The 18,810-nt window shown below is 60.0% G+C and carries 14 protein-coding genes; 7 read left to right on the top strand and 7 right to left on the bottom strand.

Annotated features, from left to right (window positions below; translation table 11 throughout):
* Positions 1–43: 43 nt before the first annotated feature.
* From phnE to BMY45_RS13575, 4 genes are read right to left on the bottom strand one after another with little or no spacing between them, the layout of a single operon-like run.
* The gene (gene phnE / locus BMY45_RS13590) at positions 44–811 is read right to left on the bottom strand and encodes a phosphonate ABC transporter, permease protein PhnE (protein WP_092398335.1); all 768 of its coding nucleotides are present in this window, start codon (positions 809–811) and stop codon (positions 44–46) included.
* Complete coding sequence (locus tag BMY45_RS13585) at positions 808–1,635, bottom strand: PhnE/PtxC family ABC transporter permease (RefSeq protein ID WP_092398333.1); 828 nt, start codon at positions 1,633–1,635, stop codon at positions 808–810. The genes phnE and BMY45_RS13585 overlap by 4 nt, the downstream gene beginning before the upstream one ends.
* Positions 1,629–2,426 (bottom strand): phosphonate ABC transporter ATP-binding protein, encoded by a 798-nt coding sequence (locus BMY45_RS13580; protein ID WP_092398331.1) that lies wholly within the window; start codon positions 2,424–2,426, stop codon positions 1,629–1,631. Before BMY45_RS13580 ends, BMY45_RS13585 begins: the two co-directional genes overlap by 7 nt.
* The gene (locus BMY45_RS13575; protein WP_092398329.1) at positions 2,423–3,274 is read right to left on the bottom strand and encodes a putative selenate ABC transporter substrate-binding protein; all 852 of its coding nucleotides are present in this window, start codon (positions 3,272–3,274) and stop codon (positions 2,423–2,425) included. Before BMY45_RS13575 ends, BMY45_RS13580 begins: the two co-directional genes overlap by 4 nt.
* 448 nt (positions 3,275–3,722) lie before the next feature.
* Between BMY45_RS13575 and BMY45_RS13570 the strand changes: the two genes are divergently transcribed.
* Positions 3,723–5,951 carry a TonB-dependent receptor gene (locus BMY45_RS13570; RefSeq protein WP_256573651.1) on the top strand — a complete coding sequence of 743 codons (2,229 nt, stop codon included), beginning with the start codon at positions 3,723–3,725 and terminating at the stop codon, positions 5,949–5,951.
* A gap of 58 nt (positions 5,952–6,009) precedes the next feature.
* Here BMY45_RS13570 and BMY45_RS13565 read toward each other — a convergent pair whose 3' ends face one another.
* Complete coding sequence (locus BMY45_RS13565) at positions 6,010–6,369, bottom strand: winged helix-turn-helix transcriptional regulator (protein WP_092398326.1); 360 nt, start codon at positions 6,367–6,369, stop codon at positions 6,010–6,012.
* Between the two features lie 98 nt (positions 6,370–6,467).
* Here BMY45_RS13565 and BMY45_RS13560 point away from each other — a divergent pair, with 98 nt between their 5' ends.
* The 6 genes from BMY45_RS13560 to BMY45_RS13530 all read left to right on the top strand — a co-directional run bounded on the left by BMY45_RS13560 (position 6,468) and on the right by BMY45_RS13530 (position 15,775).
* Entirely contained in the window at positions 6,468–7,217 is a 750-nt protein-coding gene (locus tag BMY45_RS13560) for an SDR family NAD(P)-dependent oxidoreductase (protein ID WP_092398324.1), read from the top strand.
* A gap of 459 nt (positions 7,218–7,676) precedes the next feature.
* Positions 7,677–8,978: an OprD family porin gene (locus BMY45_RS13555; RefSeq protein WP_092398322.1), complete on the top strand. Its 1,302-nt coding sequence runs from the start codon at positions 7,677–7,679 to the stop codon at positions 8,976–8,978.
* Positions 8,979–9,631: 653 nt separating this feature from the next.
* The gene (locus tag BMY45_RS13545) at positions 9,632–10,894 is read left to right on the top strand and encodes a TolC family protein (RefSeq protein WP_092398318.1); all 1,263 of its coding nucleotides are present in this window, start codon (positions 9,632–9,634) and stop codon (positions 10,892–10,894) included.
* On the top strand, positions 10,891–12,150 hold the full coding sequence (locus BMY45_RS13540) for an efflux RND transporter periplasmic adaptor subunit (RefSeq protein ID WP_092398316.1): 1,260 nt from the start codon (positions 10,891–10,893) through the stop codon (positions 12,148–12,150). Before BMY45_RS13545 ends, BMY45_RS13540 begins: the two co-directional genes overlap by 4 nt.
* Positions 12,147–15,296 (top strand): efflux RND transporter permease subunit, encoded by a 3,150-nt coding sequence (locus BMY45_RS13535; RefSeq protein ID WP_092398314.1) that lies wholly within the window; start codon positions 12,147–12,149, stop codon positions 15,294–15,296. The genes BMY45_RS13540 and BMY45_RS13535 overlap by 4 nt, the downstream gene beginning before the upstream one ends.
* Positions 15,297–15,442: 146 nt before the next feature.
* A complete protein-coding gene (locus BMY45_RS13530; RefSeq protein WP_092398312.1) occupies positions 15,443–15,775 on the top strand; it encodes a DUF2790 domain-containing protein in 333 nt (110 codons plus the stop codon).
* A gap of 259 nt (positions 15,776–16,034) precedes the next feature.
* Here BMY45_RS13530 and BMY45_RS13525 read toward each other — a convergent pair whose 3' ends face one another.
* Complete coding sequence (locus BMY45_RS13525; protein ID WP_092398310.1) at positions 16,035–16,241, bottom strand: co-regulatory protein PtrA N-terminal domain-containing protein; 207 nt, start codon at positions 16,239–16,241, stop codon at positions 16,035–16,037.
* A 205-nt stretch (positions 16,242–16,446) separates the two neighbouring features.
* Complete coding sequence (locus BMY45_RS13520) at positions 16,447–18,810, bottom strand: heavy metal translocating P-type ATPase (protein WP_092398308.1); 2,364 nt, start codon at positions 18,808–18,810, stop codon at positions 16,447–16,449.

The following is an 18,810-nucleotide window of genomic DNA, read 5'->3' as shown; positions in this document are numbered from 1 at the left end:
ATTGGGTCCTTGAGCGGCAGATGATTGCGCGGATCTGTAGCCGTCAGGCCTTGACCCAGCGCTGACGACTCCAACTGCTCAGCGTATCGACCGCAAGGACCAGCAACAGCATCGCCAGAATCACCGTGCTGGCCTGCGCCTCCTGGAACAGGCTGAGGCTGACATAAAGCATTTGCCCCAATCCGCCGGCGCCGACGAAGCCGAGCACGCTGGCCATGCGGATGTTGTTCTCCCAGCGGTACAGGCTGTAGGCCAACAGCTGCGGCATCAGGTTGGGCAGGGTGCCGTAACAGAACGCCCACACGGCATTGCCGCCTTGCAGGCGAATGGCTTCGGCCGGTTCTGGTGGGGTGTTTTCCAGCGCCTCGGCAAACAGCCGACCGAGCACGCCGGTGGTGTGCAGGGCCAATGCCAGGGTGCCTGCATTGGGGCCCAGCCCTGCAGCCAGGACCATCAGCGCCGCCCACACCAGTTCAGGAACCGCGCGCAAGGCGTTGAGTATCAGGCGCGAGGCGCTTTGCATCGGCCAACCGAAGCGCCCGGCGGCAGGCAAGGCCAATACCAGGCCGAACACCGCCGCAAGCAGGGTGCCAAGGGCGGACATGGCGATGGTTTCCAGGGCGCCGTGGCCGATTGCTTTCAGATGGCTGGGGCTCAGGTCCGGGCTGAGAAAACGTTGGGCATAAGCGCCCATCCGGTTCAGGTTGCCGCTGTCGCCAAGCTGGCCGAGGTCGATGCCCAGATAGGCGAACGAGGCGACGACAGCTGCGCCGATGCACAGGAACAATAGCGCGTTGATCAGGCGGTTCATGCCAGCCTCCAGCGCAGCAGGCGACTGAGTTGATCGGCCAGCAGGACTAGGACGAGGAACGTCAACAGCATGCTGGCCACTTCACCACCGGCGAACATGCGCAACGACAGGTCCATTTGCTGGCCCAGGCCACCGGCACCGACGAAGCCCATCACCACCGAGGCGCGGATGGCGCACTCCCAGCGGTACACCGTGTAGGACAGCAGCTCCGCCGCGACATTGGGTAGGATCCCGTAGCAGAAGGCTGTCAGTCGGCCACTGCCGGCCTGCAACAGCGCATGGGCCGGACGCTGGTCGACCGACTCGTAGATTTCCGCGTAGACCTTGCCCAACATGCCGCTGTAGGTGATGGCGATGGCCAGCACCCCGGCCGTCGGACCAAGGCCGACCGCGCGTACGAACAGCAGCGCCCAGACGATTTCCGGCACGCTGCGCAGGAAAATCAGCAGGCCGCGTACCGGCCAACGCAGCAGTTGCCCCCAATAGCCCGGTTGGCCGCCACGGGAGGCCGCCGACAGCGACAGGGCACGGCTGGCCAGCAAGCTGGCGGGAACGGCGAACAGCAATGCCAGGGCCATGCCGGCTGTGGCGATGGCCAGGGTTTGCAAGGTGGCTTGCAAGAGCAGCTCAATGAACGCATCGCCATGGGCTGGTGGCCAGAAGGCGGCGACAAACCGGCCCATCTCGCTTTGACTGTCGCTCGCCAGCAACACGCCAAGGTCCAGCTCGCTGAAGTGGATGCCTGGCCACAGCAGGACAAACGCCAACAGGCAGAGCAGCAGGCGAGGGCCGCTGGCGGGGTCTCGAGTATCGCGTGTCAGCATCGGGGGATCTGCACACTCAAGGGGGAGGGTGGTGCAGGCGAGGGTTGCAACTGCTCATTGGCGTAAAGTTTGTCGAGCCGTTCACGGTCGACAGCATCGGTCGGCAGGTCGAACAGGATCTGTCCGTCACGCAGGCCGATGATCCGCGAAAAGTGCGCCAGGGCCAGGTCCACCGCATGCAGGCTGGCGACCAGGGTGACGTTGTGCTCCCGGGCATGGCGACAGAGCACTGAAAGGGTGTGCTCGGCCAGCACCGGATCCATGGCCGAAACCGGTTCATCGGCCAACAATACCTCGGGGGCCTGATACAGCACCCGGGCAATACCCACGCGTTGTAACTGGCCGCCAGAGAGTTGCTGGCATTGCGCGAACAGTTTGTCACCCAGATCCAGCCTGGCCAATGCCGCCCGTGCGCCGGAAACATCCAGCGGGTGCAGCAGATTCAGCAGGCTCTTGCCCATGCCCCATTGCCCCAGTTTGCCAGCGAGCACCGCCGTGACCACGCGCTGGCGCGGTGGCAGAGGCGGCGCTTGGTGAATCAGGCCGATGCGCGCGCGCAGGCGCTGCCGTTGGCGGGCAGACAACTGCCAGACTCGTTCACCGAGTACCTGCATTTCACCGCTCGCCGGTGGTAGGGCCGTGCCCAGCAGATTGAGCAGGCTCGATTTACCCGCGCCGGACGGACCGATGATGGCGACCTGTTCGCCGGCACCGATGTGCAGCTCCATGCCACGTAGCGCCTGGACGCCGTTGGCGTGGGTAACGCTGACCTGGGTCAGATCTAATGTCATTTGAGCAGTTCGGCGGCGCGTGCGGCTTCTTCGATGCCCTTGTAGTTCTCAGGCTTGGTTTCGATGAAGCGGCTGGCAGCCTGCAGATCGAGGATTTCCTTGTCCTTCGGATTTGCCGGGTCGAGTGCCAGGAAGGCTGCCTTGATTTTGGCTGCCAGCGCCGGGTCGAGCGTTCCGCGCACCGTCCAGTTGTAGTCGAAGTAGGCCGGGGTGGTGGCAAACACCTTGACCTTGGCGGTGTCGACCTTGCCGGCGGCGACCAGTTTTTCCCAGACGCTGGCGTTCAGTACCCCAGCGTCCACTTTACCGGCCTGGACCCAGGCGACGGTGGCGTCATGGGCGCCGGAGTAACCTACGCGGCTGAAGTAGCTTTCCGGCTTGATACCGTCCTGGAGCATGAAATAGCGCGGCATCAGGCTGCCAGAGGTGGAAGACACCGAACCGAATGCAAAGCTCTTGCCCTTGAGGTCGGCGAGGGATTTGACCGCCGGGTCGGCGGTGATGAATTTACTGGTGAATTGGGCGTCCTGCTCGCGTTGCACGAGCGGGATCGCATTACCGGTTTTCAAGCGCGCCTGCACGAACGTGAAACCACCCAGCCAGGCCAGGTCGATGCGGTCGGTCGCCAGCGCCTCGACCACAGCCGGGTAGTCGCTCACGGGAATGAACTCGACTTTCATGCCGGTCTGTTGTTCCAGATACGCCCCCAAAGGCTTGAACTTGCGCAGCAGTTCGGTAGGGGCTTCATCGGGAATCGCACTGACTTTCAAGGTGTCGGCAGCCTGGGCCAGCAGGGCGCTGACAGACAGGGTCAAGCCGACGGCCAATGCCAGGGAACGCTTGAGCATGGAAAATCTCCGGTACGTTAACGCAAGAATATTGAAGCGCCAGGCACTCGCGAACAACCGCATGGCGCTTTGTGAGGGTAGACGAATGGGCGTGCTAACGGTCGTTTTTGGCCGTGGTGAATCTCGGCCATCCAGTCACAATGCGCGGATCCTACAAGCTCAAACGCGCGATGCAAGCAGTTCTTGGCTGTTACCGCACCCTGGGGCTGGATTGTCCCGAGCGTTTACGATTTTTTCCATAGTCTGGATGATGTAGCCTCGCAGATGCTACATGTCAGTTCGCTATCAGAGGTTTGCTGTGTCCAGGATGATTGAACCCAGAGTGCGTTATGGATGCTTGTTTCATGTTGTATGTTGGTTCTATCTGAGTGGGGCACAGGCTGATGATCAGGATTCTGGTGCTGAACAGGCTGAGCCTGGCCGGCTTTCGGTCTTGGTGCTCGACGAGGTGAAGGTCACTGCCCGCCACCGCGAGGAGCGCGTGCAGGCAGTGCCGATTGCGATGAACGTGCTCAATGGCGAGCAATTGAACGATGCCGGCATCTATCGTACCGAGGACCTGCAGCAGCGCGTGCCGAGTCTGTTGGTAGCCGTGCCGAGTGCGCGCTATGCCAGCTACGGTATTCGCGGACTCGGTTCGAGCTCCTACAACGATGGTCTGGACGGCAGTGTCGGGGTGTTTCTCGATGGGGTTTACCTCGGGCGCCAGGGCATGTCGCTGGTCGACCTGGTCGACATCGAGCGGGTCGAGGTGTTGCGGGGGCCACAGGGCACCTTGTATGGCAAGAACACCACGGCGGGTGCGATCAACATCAGCAGCCGCGCGCCCACCTTTGAGCCGCAGGGCAATGGCGAGGTGTCGGTGGGCAGTGATGGCCTGCGTCAGTATCGCGGTACGGTTTCAGGCGCGCTGATCGACGGTGTGTTGGCAGGGCGCCTGACCGGCTACGACGTAGAGCGCGATGGCCTCATCGAGAACACTTACGACGGCAGCCACCTGGGTGACCAGAACCGCCAGGGCCTACGGGGTCAGTTGCTGTGGACGCCGAGCGAAACGTTCAGCGCGCGGCTGATCGGTGAGTATGGTTGGCAGGACGAGCAGGGCAACGCCTTTGCGGCCAGCAACTACAGCCAGACGAGCATCGATCGAGCCGCCTTCGTTGGCTACCGCCAACTGCCTGTAGACCCTTATGCGCGTCGCGTGCAGCAAGACGAACCGAGCACGGTGAAGACGCTGCAGACCGGCACAACGCTGGAGTTGAACTGGCTGCTCGACAGCGGCGCCACGCTGACCAGCATCAGCGGTTACCGGGACTGGACCTATGATGCTGACCAGGACGGCGATGGCATGCCGCTGTCGGTGGCCGAAAACGCCGCCGTGAAACTCGATCAGCATCAATTCAGCCAGGAGTTGCGCCTGGCCGATTCCCCCAACGAACACTTCGACTACGTGGTGGGCCTTTATTATTTGCGGCAGAAGTTGAACCGCGAGGTGGGCGTGCGTTTCGGCGAGGACGCGGCCGCTTATTTTCTGGGGGATCGACCGGAAATCGACTGGCTGGGCATTACGCCCGGAATGATTGCCCCGTCGTTGCTCGATGGCGCGCAGCAGGACTTCGACGGTCAGCAGCGCACCGACAGCCGCGCCGTGTTCGGTCAACTCACCTGGCATGCCACGGACCGTCTGGCGATCACACCAGGGCTGCGTTACACCCGCGAGCGCAAGCAGGGTTGGCTGTCGCGCAGCGTTTCGGGGTTGTCGCCACTGGGTCCGGACCTGATCTCGCAGTTGGCGGGCCCGTTGCTGCGCAGCGTCGCACTCGGCGACGAGTACTACCGACGTGATGCGATCGAGGAGAGCAACCTTTCCGGGCAATTGACGTTCAGCTACCAGTTTGCCGATGACCTGCTCGGCTATGCCAGTTGGTCGCGCGGTTACAAGGCCGGTGGGATCAATCTCGACGTAATCGGCCCCAATGTCTCATCGACATTCGATGCGGAGCGGGTCACTTCGGTCGAAGTGGGTCTCAAGCGCAGCTTCTGGAACGAACGCGGCGTGCTCGATCTGGCTGTGTACCAGGCCGATGTCGACGACTACCAGGCATTGACCAACCGTGCGCCGGCGAACCAGTTTTCGCCGCCGATCCGCGACAACCTGATCAATGTCGGCAAAGTGCGCCTGCGCGGGATCGAACTGGACGCGCAGCTACGTGCCAGCGAACGGGTTGACTTGAGACTGGGAATCGCCTGGAGTGACGCACGCTACCGTGATTTTCCCAACGCGCCGTGCTCGCCAACCAGCGCGCAGTGGTCCTGCGACTTGGGAGGTCAACGCGTGTTCAACGCCCCAGAGTGGAACGCCAATACCGGAATCGACTATCGCTACCCACTGGAGCATGGCCTGGAGCTGTTCAGCGCCCTGGACTACAAATTCCGCAGCGGTTACTACGGCACGCTCGAAGGTGGCCCGGGCAGCTATCAGCCATCCTACGGGCTGACCAACCTGCGTCTTGGACTGCGCCGCAGCAACAGGCGTTGGGAAGCCGAACTGTGGGCGCGCAATCTGTTCGACAAGAACTACATCACCGCGGTTTACGCCCGGCTTGGCGCAGGTGATTACGGAGTGCTTACAGGCGACCCGCGCAGCGTCGGCATGACTTTGCGAACGCGCTGGTAGTTCTCGACCTAACTAAACTAAATGACTATTTGGTTTAGTTAGGTTCATGAGCAGGGGTTCAAGAATGGGCGAGGGCAGACGCGCGACGTGCGCTGATGCGCTCGACCGTCTGCATATGTTCCGTGCCCCATGTGCACAGCCCGCCCAGCGCAATCGCCAGGGATTGCCCGAAAGGCGTGAGGGAATACTCGACCTTGGGTGGTATTTCCTGGAAGTCGATGCGTGCAATTATTTCATCGCGTTCCAGCTCCTTGAGCTGTTGGATCAGCACCTTATCGGTCACGCCGCCGATCGCACGTCTCAGTTCGCCGTACCGGTGAACATTTTTCGCCAGGTTATACAAGACCAAGGGTTTCCATTTGCCGCCAATGACGGACAGGGCGGCTTCGAGTCCGCAATTAAAGCTGTTGTTGACCATGGTCTGAAGCTCCAAGGGGGTACTTACTAAAAGGTGCATACTATTCAAAAGAATAGCCTGGATCTAGAGTTGGGCCTCAACATTCTTGGGAGTTGACCATGAGCAGGCTTAACGGAAAAATTGCAGTGATTACCGGCGGCAACAGCGGCATCGGCCTGGCCAGTGCCATTCGTTTTGCAGCGGAAGGCGCGCAGGTGGTTATCGTGGGACGCCGGCAGGAAGAACTGGACAAGGCGTTACACCAGATCGGCCCTGAGGCCATTGCCATCCAGGGTGACATTTCGAATCTGGACGATCTGGATCGTATCTTCACCCAGGTCAAAGCTGCCAAAGGCCGCATAGATGTGCTGTTTGCCAATGCCGGCCTTGGCGATTTCCAACCCATCGGATCAATCACCGAAGAGTCGTTTGATCGCACATTCGGCATCAACGTCAAAGGCACACTGTTCACCGTGCAAAAAGCGCTGCCACTGATGCACGCAGGCAGCTCGATAATCGTCACCGGCTCGACCACAGGCAGCATGGGCACGCCGGCATTCAGTGTGTACAGCGCCACAAAGGCCGCGCTGCGTAACTTCGCCAGGAGCTGGGCGCTGGATCTGAAAGGCACCGGTATTCGCGTCAACGTACTTTCACCCGGGCCGATCTCGACACCGGGGCTGGACATGGCGCTTGCCGGCACCGGCCAGAAAGACGCGATCATTGAAGACATGACCGCACAGTTGCCGCTGAGTCGAATTGGTCAGCCCGAAGAAGTCGCAGCAGCGGCGTTGTTCCTGGCGTCGGATGAAAGCAGCTTCATGACCGGCAGCGAAATGTTCGTGGATGGAGGTTTTGCCCAGGTCTGATATTGAGAGGGGTTTTGCCCATTGAAATCTGATGGGCACTGCCTCTGATTACGCGCTGCAATGATACGCATAATGTATATTATGTTAAACGGCGTGTGTAGAGGTGTTTGCTCATAGTGTCACCTGCACCCCTCGTCCCCTCGTCCCCTCGTCCCCTCGTCCCCTGGACACTGCTGACTGCTGACTGCTGACTGCTGACTGCTGACTGCTGACTGCTCCCGAGATGGTGTCTATCGCCTTGGATGAGTGGAATTAACAACATTTAACTCGCAAGCCACAGCCCTGCAACCAAGAATGAATCCCTCTGCGCATACCTGTTTATCCAAAGGAGGTGGTGCTGACCCTTCGTGTCGCGCTGGCGCACTCCCGTCGTTTCAAGGACATTCTTATGGCCCACGTTCAGCTGATCCTCGACCGCCTAAGCGAGCCCCTGAAGTTACCTCTATTCGGAGGTACACCATGAAGAACCCGGTGCTTTGCTGGTGCCTGTTGTGTGTTGGAAAGGTTATGGCAGCAGACTCGACAGAGCCCAGAACCTCGGGCTTTCTAGAGGACGCAACGCTCAACGTTATCAGCCGAAATTTCTTCTTAAACAATGATAACCGCTCCGAAAACGCCGCGAAAAATTACCAGCGAGAATGGGCACAGGGCTTCATCACGACGTTTGAGTCAGGCTTCACGCCCGGAACATTTGGTTTTGGTGTGGATGTGCATGCTTTTGTCGGGCAAAAACTCGATGGCGGTAAGGGACACTCAGGAACCGGGCTTTTACCCGTCGACAGTGATGGAGAGTCCGCACAAAACTTCAGCGACGGCGGCGGCGTGATCAAGACTCGCCTCTCGCAGACCTTTATCAAGTTCGGCGAGATGGAAGTAGAAACCCCAGTCTTCGACACTTCCGACAAACGTCTGCAACCCGAATACGCAACGGGATGGCTCTTAGAAAGTGACGAGCTTACGGGCATACACTTGGTCGGTGGCAAATTCACGGCATTCAAAAACCAGGATTCCTCCTCTTCTAAAGGGGATTTTGCCGGGTATGGCGTTAACACCGATATGGGCTCAATCAGCTTCGTTGGGGCTGACTTCACGTCCAACAAGAACCTAGGCGCCAGGCTGTATTCATCCCAGCTAACAGACACTTGGAGACAGTATTACGCGAACGTGTATGCCCATCGCTGGGATACGTTTGTAGATTTCAACATCTACCATACGATTGACTACGGGCGCTCAGTTGCGGGAGGCATCAACACAACAGCTTATAGCCTTTCTGCCAAACACAATATTGGCAACCAAGCCTTTACCCTGGCGGTCCAAAAAAATCATGGTGACACGCCTTTCGATTTCGTAGGGGGCGACTCCATATACCTAGCCAACGCCATCAAGTTCGCCGATTTCAATGGCCCCCATGAGCGTTCCTACCAAGCCCGCTACGACCTGGATTTCGCATCCATGGGATTTCCTGGGCTCAAGTTCATGTCACGGTATGTGACTGGACGTGATATCGACGGTACTCATGCACCACAAGGAGGGGCTTACTTCCCTTTTGATCCTAGCGAACAAGAGTATGGCCCTCAGCAAGGCAAAGGCGGGAAGCACTGGGAGCGCGACATTGATCTAAGCTACACCATCCAGTCCGGGCCGGCGAAAGATCTTTTAGTGCATTTCACCCACGTTTCTCATCGGGCGAACGAAGCACAAGGCGGGGCGGACATCGACCGCATTTACTTTGTCCTTGAGTACAACTTCAAACTGCTGTGATTCCTCACCCGTTGAAGAAACGACGGATCTCTATAGGCAACTGGATATCTCATCCACTAGCGAAACGTGAAGGTGTGATTCTCATAGAGTCGCGCTGCGAGATTAGACGGTCTATGTGATCCAAATCAACGAAGTGCTGTTATCGTCATAAAGGAGGCGTTCATGCCTCGGAGCAATCTGCTATCGTCGCCCTATCGCCCCTCCTGGTGAATTGCTGTGCGTCGGATTGGATTGATCCTGGTAATGATTGCTAGCCTCGTGCTGCCGACCTTCGGCGGGATGGCTTTCAGCATGCCAGCACCACCTTGCCCGATGCAGAGCGCCGATCATCAGGGCCATGCAACGGCCGATGCTCCGTGCTGCGAACAAATGGACAAGTCTGATGGGGTGGCCAGTAAGTCCCCCTGCAAATCCGGCCAGGAATGCAAGACCGGAGGACTTCTCCAGACCACCGTAATCAAGAGCATATCCCCTCTCCCCTCACGCCCCGAGATATTGCTGACCCAGTCGGTGATTAAGCGAGAGCCCGCAGGACTCTGGCGCCCTCCTCGTTTCGTCTAATGCAGTGATCATCCCGCGCCTTAAAGTCAGGCGCATCGTCGCGGCCAAGTTTCGTGGTAGCGACCCCGATCAATCGCATTGGAGGCGAAAGCATGTCCGCTTTCCTTTTCCCACGCCGAGGCTATCTCGGTGTGTTAGCTGCCGCATTCTGGGCAGTACCTTGGGTTGCCGCGCAGGCGCAGCCCCTGACCTTCGAACGAGCGCAGGCACTCGCCGAACAGCGCGCACCTGAGAACCTTGCACGACAAGCACGGGTCGCCTCGGCACAGCAGGCCGTAGGGCCCGCGGACGCCCTGCCCGATCCCAAGCTGATTCTCGGCATCGACAACCTGCCCATCGAGGGGCCTGATCGTTACGCCCTGAATCGGGACTCGATGACCATGCGCCGCATTGGACTCATGCAAGAGGTTCCTAATGGCGATAAACGCCAGGCCCGTCGCCAGTTGGCCGAGGCCTCCGTTGTCCGGGCCGAGGCCGAGCAGCGCGCCATGCAGCTTGAGGTCAAACGCCAGACGGCATTGAGCTGGCTGGATGTGTACTACGCCGAGCACAGTGTTGGCCTCTTCGATCAACTGGACCGGCAGATCGAGATGCTCCGCTCGACGGTGCAATCGCTGATCGCCGGCGGCAGCGCTCAGCCTGGCGAACTGCTGCAGGCCGATCAGGAAGCTTTGGCTTTGCAGGATCGGCGGGATGAACTGAATCGCGACGTGGCGATTGCTCGGGCCAAGCTACGCCGCTGGATAGGCAACGAAGCTGATCAGCTTCTGGCGGGAGGCACACCCAGCCTGAGCATGGACGTCCCGCATCTGCAGCATCGCTTGGCTCAGCATCCCGACTTGCGTGCGGCATCTGCCCGGGTTGGCGAGGCCAGCGCAGAGTTGAATGAGGCTGTAGCCGAGAAAACTCCCGACTGGGGCGTAGAGTTTGCCTACAACAACCGCGACAACCAGTTTGGCGACATGGTGATGGTGCAGTTTACCTTCGACCTGCCGTTGTTCGTCGGAACACGTCAGGGCCCCAAGATCAACGCCAAGCAACAGAGTGTGTCGCAGATGGAAGCCGAGCAGGAAGTGCTGCTGCGCGTCCATCAGGCTGAGCTGGAAAGCGGCCTTGCCGAGTTGGAGCAACTACGCAGAGCGCTGGCGCGTACCGAGAAAACCTTGATCCCTCTGGCGAGCAAACGTGCCGATCTCGAACTGGCCGCCTATCAGGCCGGCAACAGTCAGCTGGCATCCGTCATCACCGCTCAGCGCGAGCTGATCGAGGCTCAGCTGCGACAGATCGAACAGCAGCGCAAGCTGAGTCAGCTCTCCGCGAGCTTGTACTACGCCTATGTGGAGGGCCTGCAATGAAGATTTCAGCATTAGGTTTTTCCGCGGCCTTGCTGGCCATGGGCATTGCCGCGGCAGGCGGTGGCTACTGGCTGGCCGAGAGGCCGGCCAAACATGAGGTCATGTCAACTCCCGCACCGACGGATGAGCGCAAAGTGCTCTACTGGTATGACCCGATGCAACCTGACCAGCGCTTCGATAAACCGGGCAAGTCACCCTTCATGGATATGGAGCTTGTCCCCAAGTACGCAGGTGCTGAGCAGGACTCCTCGACCCTGAGCGTGCCCGCTCAAGCCGTGCAAAACCTCGGAATGCGCACCGCACCAGTGATTCGCGGTGTGCTGCCTTCGGGTATCGAGGCCGTCGGTTCCCTGGCCTACAACCAGCGCGAGGTGGCGAAGCTGCAGGCCCGATCTGGTGGGTTCGTCGAACGGGCTTACGGACATGCCCCTGGCGATGTACTGCCCGCCGGTACGCCCCTCGTCGACCTGCTGATTCCCGAATGGTCTGCCGCCCAGTTGGAGTTCCTGGCGGTGTTGCGTACTGCTGACACGCGCTTGATAAGTGCAGCCCAGGAGCGCCTGCGCCTACTGGGCATGCCTCAAGCGTTGGTCGAGCAGGTTCGTCGCAGCGGCCAGCCACGGGCGGTTCAGACCATCACCACGCCTATCGCCGGTGAGCTGCAGGCCTTGGACGTGCGTGCCGGGATGACCGTTGCAGCCGGCCAGGATCTGGCGCGGATCAACGGGCTGTCCACGGTCTGGCTCGATGCAGCAATCCCCGAAGACCAAGCTGGGGCGGTTCAGCTTGGCGCTAGCGTCGCCGCCACCCTGACCGCCTTCCCGGAACAGCCTCTGCAAGGTCGTGTCGTTGCCTTGCTACCGAGTGCCGACCCGCAGACGCGTACGCTCACGGTACGCAGCGAGTTACCCAATCCCGCCGGTAAATTGCGCCCTGGCATGTTCGCCGCCGTGCACCTGAGCAGCGAAGCCGGGCATCCCGCGCTACTAGTCCCGAGTGAAGCCGTGATTCGCACCGGAAAGCGTGCGCTGGTGATGCTGGCCGAAGCCGATGGACGCTACCGCCCCCTGGAAATAACCTTGGGCCGCGAGGCCGATGGGCGTCTGGAGGTTTTGTCCGGTCTTGAGGAAGGGCAGTCGGTCGTTACCTCCGGCCAGTTCCTGATCGACTCGGAGGCCAGCCTTCAGGGGGTCATGGCCCGCCATGTCGAGCAGAACAATGCAGAGCGGCTCGACAAGCAAGGAGAGCAGCCATGATCGCGCGCCTGATCCACTGGTCGATAGGCAACCGCTTCCTGGTGCTGCTGGCGACCCTGTTCATCACCGCTTTAGGGATCTGGTCGTTGCGCAACACGCCGGTGGACGCGTTGCCGGATCTCTCAGACACCCAGGTCATTATCAGAACCAGCTTTCCCGGCCAGGCACCGCAGATCGTCGAGAACCAGGTGACCTATCCACTGGCCACCACCATGCTATCGGTCCCGGGGGCGAAGACGGTGCGCGGCTACTCCTTCTTCGGCGACTCCTTCGTCTATGTGCTGTTTGAAGACGATACCGATCTCTACTGGGCGCGCTCGCGCGTGCTGGAGTACCTCAATCAGGCCCAGGAACGCCTGCCGGAGGGTGTCACCACCACTCTGGGCCCGGATGCCACCGGCGTAGGCTGGATCTACCAGTACGCCCTGGTCGACCGCAGCGGCCAGCATGATCTTTCCCAGCTACGGGCACTGCAGGACTGGTTCCTCAAATACGAACTCAAGAGCCTGCCCAACGTAGCCGAAGTGGCCACCCTCGGCGGCATGGTCAAGCAATACCAAGTGCTGCTCGACCCGCAGAAGTTGGTGGCTTATGGGGTCACTCAGCAGGAGGTCGAGGCGGCGCTGAAGAGCGCCAACCAGGAAACCGGCGGCGCCATAATGGAACTGGCAGAGCGCGAGTATATGGTGAGGGCTTCGGGCTATTTGGAGAGCCTGGATGATTTTCGCAATGTGCCGCTGCGGGCTTCGGCAAGCGGAATTCCGGTTCTGCTAGGCCAGGTGGCCACCATTCAACTGGGGCCAGAGATGCGTCGCGGCATTGCCGAATTGGACGGCCAGGGGGAAGTGGTCGGTGGCGTGGTCATCCTGCGCTCCGGCAAGAATGCCCGGGACACCATCGCTGCCGTGAAGACCAAGCTGGACAGCCTAAAATCCAGCCTGCCGACCGGCGTCGAGGTGGTTACTACCTATGACCGTTCGCAACTGATCGACCGTGCCATCGACAATCTCAGCTACAAGCTGCTGGAAGAGTTCGTGGTGGTTGCCTTGGTTTGCCTGATCTTTCTCTGGCACCTGCGCTCGTCGCTGGTCGCGATCATCACCCTGCCCCTGGGTATCCTGATGGCCTTCATCGTCATGCGCTACCAGGGCGTCAACGCCAACATCATGTCGCTCGGCGGTATCGCCATTGCCATCGGCGCCATGGTCGATGCCGCCGTGGTGATGATCGAGAATGCACACAAGCACATCGAGGCCTGGAAGGCACGACACCCCAATGAGCCGCTCCAGGGTGAGGCACACTGGCGAGTTATCGGAGAAGCCGCGGCCGAAGTCGGACCGGCACTCTTCTTCAGCCTGCTGATCATCACCCTATCGTTCCTCCCGGTCTTTACCCTGGAAGCCCAGGAAGGACGCCTGTTTGGCCCACTGGCCTTTACCAAGACCTATGCCATGGCCGCCGCTGCCGGCCTCTCGGTCACCCTCGTACCGGTGCTGATGGGCTACTGGATTCGTGGGCATATCCCCAGCGAACAGCAGAACCCCTTGAACCGCTGGCTGATCGGCGCATACCGGCCGGTGCTGGAGTGGGTGCTGGCCTGGCCCAAGGTGACGCTGGCGCTGGCCGTGCTGGTCTTTGTGTCTAGTCTCTGGCCCCTCAGCAGACTCGGAGGAGAGTTCCTGCCGCCCATGGACGAAGGCGATCTGTTGTACATGCCTTCGGCACTGCCCGGCTTGCCGGCGAGCAAGGCAACCCAACTGCTGCAGCAAACCAACCGCATGATCCTCACGGTGCCGGAGGTGGCCCGGGTGTTCGGCAAGGCCGGGCGAGCGGAGACGGCTACCGATCCGGCGCCGCTGGAAATGTTTGAGACCACCGTGCAGTTCAAGCCGCGCGAGCAATGGCGCGTGGGTATGACGCCGGAGAAGCTGATTGAGGAGCTGGATCGCGCCGTGAAAGTCCCAGGGCTGTCCAACATCTGGGTGCCGCCAATACGCAACCGCATCGACATGCTGGCTACGGGGATCAAGAGCCCCATCGGCGTGAAGGTTTCCGGAACCTCCCTGGTCGATATCGAACGCATTACTCGCGATATCGAGGCGGTGGCCAAAGAGGTGCCTGGGGTGAGTTCGGCATTGGCAGAACGCCTTACCGGGGGGCGCTATGTGGATATCCAGATCGATCGACTGGCCGCGGCACGCTATGGCCTGAGCATCGCCGACGTGCAGGCGGTGGTATCGGGCGCAATCGGCGGCAGCAATATCGGCGAGACAGTTGAGGGGCTCGCCCGCTTCCCGATCAACCTGCGCTATCCCAAGGAGTGGCGGGACAGTCCGCAGGCGCTACGGCGTATGCCGATCCTCACCCCAGTCGGCCAGCAGATCACCTTGGGCACCGTCGCCCAGGTTAGTCTGACCGAAGGGCCGCCGATGCTTCGCAGCGAGAACGGGCGTCTGTCCGGTTGGGTCTATGTCGATGTCCGTGGACGCGACCTGGCATCGACCGTGCGCGAGCTGCAGCAACGCGTAGCTGAGCGGGTACAACTCGACGCTGGCATGACCGTCTCCTACTCCGGACAGTTCGAGTTCCTGGAGCGTGCCAATGCGCGGCTGGCCTGGGTGGTGCCGGCGACCTTGTTGATTATCTTCGTGCTGCTCTACCTGACCTTCAACCGCTTCAGCGAGGCCCTGCTGATCATGGCCACCCTGCCCTTCGCCCTGTCGGGGGGTATCTGGCTGCTCTACTGGTTCGGCTTCAACTTGTCGGTGGCCACTGGGGTGGGTTTCATCGCCCTGGCCGGCGTCTCGGCCGAGTTCGGGGTGATCATGCTGTTGTATCTGAAGAACGCCTGGCATGCTCGGCTGGATGCCGGGCGCAGCGGTGATCCGGCCCTGCTTGAGGCCATTCGTGAAGGCGCGGTGCTGCGCGTTCGTCCCAAGGTGATGACGGTTGCCGTGATCATCGCCGGCCTGCTGCCCATTCTCTGGGGCGGTGGAGCGGGCTCAGAGGTGATGAAACGCATCGCCGCCCCCATGGTTGGCGGCATGATCACCGCCCCGCTGATGTCCATGCTGGTCTTGCCGGCAGCCTACTGGCTGATGCGAAGACAGCGCACAGGAAAAGTTCGCGCTTCGCAGGCGCTGTAACTCCAGACGCTCAGGTGAGCCGCACACCAAGTGCGGCTCGCCTGAGTAACAGCACAAACAGCATTACGGCGATGTAACTTCGACTTCATTTTTGTGACAGGTTGCGAGGGTATATTTTAATTACTACTTGGAAGGAGTTATTAAATATGAAAGCCCTCAACGCTATCGCCGCACTTACAATTATGGCTATTTCTTCTGCAGCCATGGCAGAAGGTGGCGCTGATCGTGTTTATGGTCGGATGATTCAAGCCAATGAACAGGCCATACAAGAGTATGCTGCGACTAACGGGAAGAATCGTCCCGAAGTCGTTCACTACCGCTATGGCATGAAGCTTGACATCGCCAAGGTCGTAGCCAGCACCCCTACGGGTTCAAGCTGTGGTGTGATGCCGGCCCAGATGACATACGAGGATTCCAACGGCAATTTGAATATTCTTGAATACCGGGTAACCGGGACAGGCTGCCGGAACCAAAATTAATAAATGACATCACGCTGACTGAAATGTAATTTCCAAGTCACCCTAAAGTACGCCTTGTGGTTTTGCTTTGATGCCGTTACGTCCAATCCGTCAGATGAGCCGCTGATGTGCATCCGGTCTCGGGTTCATTGACTGCTTCAGTGCCGGGAGATTTGGTCTTCAAGACTTGCGCGCTGCGCAAGTTTCCCCGACACCAAGCAGTATGAAACTGGCATATCTCAGCCATCCGGGTGATTACATTTCTGAAAGGTCGAGGGGCTCAGCAGTTGGCGTGTTCAGCCTGTTTGGATTGGCTGCCGGCGACGGGGGCTTCATCCTCCTGCTGCTTGGCCAATTGATAGGCTTCCAGCGAAGCCTGACGGGCTTGTTCCATGCGTGCAAACGTGCGATCGGCACCGCCTTCGGCCAACGCCAGGCTGGAAACACTCAGGGCAGCAACTACAAACAGGGTTTTGATCGATTTCATTTCGTAAATCCTCGTAAGTTTAGAAGCCCCCGTAACGAATGGGGGCGAGCGTTAAGCTCGCTGCTACGTTAACCACGAAGCCCTGTCAGCAACCTGATCCGAACATTACGGTTCTGTCAGACTGCAGTACAACACGCTGGAGTTGTGCAAAACCGCCAAGTCCGGCAGCTTGCTGCCTGAGATTACCCGCCTACCAATTAGCAGACTAGCCAACGTCCGTTGTTTTCAACCTAAGCGCATTGAAAACCACCGAGGCTGAACTGACACTCATTGCCAAAGCAGCGATCAAGGGCGACAGAAGATGCCCGGTCAGCGGGTACAGCAGCCCGGCCGCTAGCGGGATTCCCATCGCGTTGTAGAGAAATGCAAAGGCAAGGTTCTGCCTCATGTTCTTCACCGTGGCCACTGACAAGGTGCGCGCTCGCAGGATGCCCATCAGGTCTCCCTTGACCAGGGTCACTTGGGCGCTATTCATCGCCACGTCGGTGCCCGTGCCCATGGCGATGCCGACGTCGGCCCTGGCCAAGGCCGGCGCATCGTTGATGCCGTCGCCTGCCATGGCGACACGCCGGCCATAGCTCTGCAGGTCGGCGACTAGTTTCTCCTTGTCCTGCGGCTTCACCTCGCCATGCACTTCCTCGATGCCCAACTGCTTCGCCACAGCTCTTGCGGTGGTGAGGCCATCGCCAGTGGCCATGATGACCTTCACGTCCGCGCTCTGGAGTTGAGCGACGGCCTGTTGGGAGGTTGGCTTGATCGGATCGGAAACGGCCAGGAGGCCCGCCAAGCGGCCATCGACTGCCAGATAGATGATGCTGATACCCTCCAAGCGCAGTTGCTCTGCACGGTTACGCAGTGGGGTAATGTCAACGCCCGCCTCCTCCATCAGCGCGGTGTTCCCGAGCTGCAGTCGATGGCCATCGACCTCTCCGCGCACACCAATGCCTGAGCCAGATTCGAAGGTCTCCGGTTTCACCAAGGCAAGACCCTGTTCACGCGCATGATCGACAATGGCATGAGCCAGTGGATGCTCGCTGCCCTGGTCGAGGCTTGCAGCCAAGCGCAGAACCTCGACCGAATCGAACGACCCGGTTCCCTCTGCACTATGAAAGGCCGGCCGCCCCAGCGTCAGTGTCCCGGTCTTGTCGACGATCAAGGTGTCGATTTTGCAGAGGTTTTCGATAGCGCTGGCATCGCGGAACAACACACCTCTGCTGGCGGCTTTGCCGGTAGCGACCATGACCGACATCGGCGTTGCCAAGCCCAGGGCGCATGGGCAGGCAATGATCAGTACGGCCACGGCGTTGATCAGGCCAAATACCCAACCTGATTCCGGCCCGAACAGCCCCCAGCCAAAAAATGTCAGGATCGCGATCAGGATCACCCCCACCACGAAATACCCTGCCACGGCATCGGCCATACGCTGCATGGGCGCCTTGAAGCGCTGGGCCCTAGCCACCATCTGGACGATCTGCGACAACATACTTTCGGCGCCCACCTTCTGCGCTTCCATCACCAGGCTGCCGTGGGTATTCAGGGTGGCACCGATCAGGGGATCCCCTACCCGCTTATTGACGGGCACCGGTTCGCCGGTGAGCATCGATTCATCGACAGCGCTCTCGCCCTCCAGCACGGTGCCATCCACCGGGACCTTTTCGCCCGGCCGGACACGCAAGTGGTCACCCTGATGGACGTGGGTCAGCGGAATATCTTCTTCCTGGCCGTCAGGTCTGATGCGCCGGGCAGTCTTGGGGGACAATCCCAGCAGTGACTTAATGGCGGCAGAGGTCTGCGAGCGGGCTTTGAGTTCGAGCATCTGGCCCAACAGCGTGAGCGAGATGATCACCGCAGCGGCCTCGAAGTAGACGCCGATGCGTCCATCCTGAACGAAGGCCGCCGGGAACCACTGCGGGGCCAAGGTAGCTGCCACACTGTAGAGGTAGGCAGCTGCAGTTCCCAATCCGATCAGGGTCCACATGTTGGGGCTGCGGTGCCGGATGGAGTCTATTCCACGAGTGAAAAATACCCAGCCCCCCCAAAGCGTCACGGGTGTTGCCAGAACCAACTCAACCCAGTTCTGGGATGTTCCATGAAACAGCTGCAAGGAATGACCAGCCATCGCCAGCACGGTCACGATGACGGTCAATGGCAGGGTCCACCAGAACCGTCGTGAGAAGTCCTTCAGCTCTGGGTTTTCCTCCTCTTCCAGCTCCGGGATGACAGGTTCCAGCGTCATCCCACAGATCGGGCAGTTTCCGGGAGACGGTTGACGGATCTCTGGATGCATCGGGCAGGTGTATTCAGCACCTACTGACACCGATGTAGGTGCTGGAGCCGCGTGCTGGTGATGCCCCCCATGAGACTGATGGCTCATGTACTGATGAGGGTGTGCTTGGAATTTCTCCAGGCACTTCGCACTACAGAAGCGATAGGTCGTCCCTTCAACGATCTCGCGGTAAGGGCTGTCAGGTTTCACCTCCATGCCACATACCGGATCGCGCTGGCTCTCAGAGTGGCCGTGCGAATGATGTGCATGGCCCTGGTCATGATGGCAGGAGGTCTTTTGCAT

It is taken from the genome of Pseudomonas sp. NFACC39-1, assembly GCF_900110355.1.
In the GTDB taxonomy this organism is placed as follows: Bacteria; Pseudomonadota; Gammaproteobacteria; order Pseudomonadales; family Pseudomonadaceae; genus Aquipseudomonas; species Aquipseudomonas tehranensis.
This window is presented reverse-complemented; position numbering and strand designations above follow the sequence as displayed.